Origin of the sequence: Pseudomonas sp. LAMO17WK12:I5, from assembly GCF_900215165.1 — a bacterium.
GTDB classification, from domain to species: Bacteria; Pseudomonadota; Gammaproteobacteria; order Pseudomonadales; family Pseudomonadaceae; genus Aquipseudomonas; species Aquipseudomonas putida_A.
The window spans coordinates 1-1,809 of the sequence record NZ_OBDS01000023.1; the positions used below are offsets into that span (position 1 = coordinate 1).

1 protein-coding gene and 1 pseudogene are annotated in these 1,809 nt (G+C 56.1%); one reads left to right on the plus strand and one right to left on the minus strand.

Annotated elements, in window-relative coordinates:
- A partial coding sequence (locus CRO59_RS27655) for a DUF6124 family protein (protein ID WP_102047635.1) occupies window positions 1-225 on the plus strand: 225 nt, incomplete at its 5' end.
- A gap of 184 nt (window positions 226-409) precedes the next feature.
- Here CRO59_RS27655 and CRO59_RS28700 read toward each other — a convergent pair.
- Window positions 410-1,809, minus strand: a pseudogene (locus tag CRO59_RS28700) (hypothetical protein); the annotation flags it as partial.

Here is a 1,809-nt window from a genome sequence, read left to right on the forward strand (position 1 = left end):
CCATACACCCCCAGCAGCATGTTCCTCGTCAATCCACAAACCGACACCGAATCCCTGCTGGCCAACGCCTGCGAATCCCTGGCCTCGGCCACGGTGATGCTCGGTGACTTTGCCGGCACGCTGGAGGGGCTGAGTCGTAATACGGTGTTGGGCATTGCGCAGGTGGTGATGCTGGGGGAGTTGGCGGTGAATCAGGCGCTGGATAACGTCGTGCCCAAGGATTAGGCGCCAGCATTGATGGCCTCATTGCGAGCAGGCTTTGAACACGGCGGATAATGCGGAAATACAACGGGGGCGGATCATTTGATCCGCCCCCGCCCTTAAGGCGAAAAAGTAGGTGACGTAAAAATCGTTTTTCATCCGCTACGCCTGACGGGAAGGCGGATGAGATGGGTTCACGTTGTTCGTATCAAATGAATGTGACAGTCTGTTCCCCTAGGAGCTCTTGTCGCGGGTTGGAGGGGGCGGAGTCGGTTGCATATATGTACATGGTGTAACGGCCGGGTTCTAAGAGTCGAGGGGGGATGGATGCGGGATAAAAATCCTTATGCAGTCGGTACCATTTATTTAATCTAGTGCCGCTATATAAAGAGAACCACTCGATGTTGTTGCGCTCGATTATGAGAACGTGGTGTTCCCTGGGGCTAACTGCGTAGAATTCGCAACTCAAATAGTGATTTCTAAAAGATGCGATATTTAGCGTGCTTCCGTTTGGTATTGTTTCAAAACTACCAGGAGACTGCGGGGTGGTTGTGACGCAGAATCGGACCGTCGTGGATGCGGTCACGGTCAAGGTTCGCGGATCCGACTCCTGCTCACTGCCATACAGAGCGATGGCGATAAAACGGTGGTCACCCACGCTCAAGTCCGTCACCGTCAACTCCCAGTCACCATTCTGTGGATCGATGTCGGCAATGCCTATCTCGATGGCGCCATCCTTGATCTTGACTTGCTGACCTTTAGCCCCTTTCCCTTCAAGTTTGATCGTGGTGTCGCCAGTCGTGCCGTCTGGGAGAATCTCATTCCCTTTTGAGTCTTCTACACGGGTAATTTCTGGCCGCACATCCTCAATCGCTTTGATCGTGTAAGTGCGCACAGGGAAAACCACTGCCTCGCTCTCATCCGTGCTCTTGCCGAAAGCAGCCTTGAACTCCATGGTCAGCGGGCTGCCATCTTTGAGGTTTCTCAAGCCTGCAAAGGCGATGCTCCGCTCGTAATAGCCTTGATCGAGCCACTTGTCGCTGACCATTGAACCCGGTGCCGTATGAATCTGCAGGTTGTAGTCGCTGCCATCAGCGTTCGTCCCTTTCAGACGCAGCCAGACATATTGGCCTGTGGCAATCAACGGCCAGACGCCCATGCGATAGGTGGCATTGCTGGTCAGATTCCCTACATTGAACTCCTGGCCCTCGCCGTCATCGTCGGCGTCCATGATCACCGGCAGGATCAAGCTTGAGTCCGGCAAGGTGCCAACATTCAACAACAGCGGCAACGAGGTGCGGGGCGCACCGTTGCGGGTGACGGTGTACGTCACGGTGACGGTTTTGCCCAGGTTGAATGCCAGCACGGTGACCGGCAGTTCGATTGTCAGCGTGGTTTCACTGATGGGTCTTGCCGGGGTGGTGTGCGAGCCGCCGGCGGCAGTGCCGGGTGCGCCGGTCCAGGTCACGCTGAGCAGATCGCTGAACAGCAAGTCTTGCGAATCGATGTTGATGGTCAGGGCTTCCACGGCCTTGATCGGCTGCAAGGTAGTGCCATCGGCCTCGGCCTGCTGAACCTTCGGCCGGGTCAGCAGCACGGCTTCGCCGA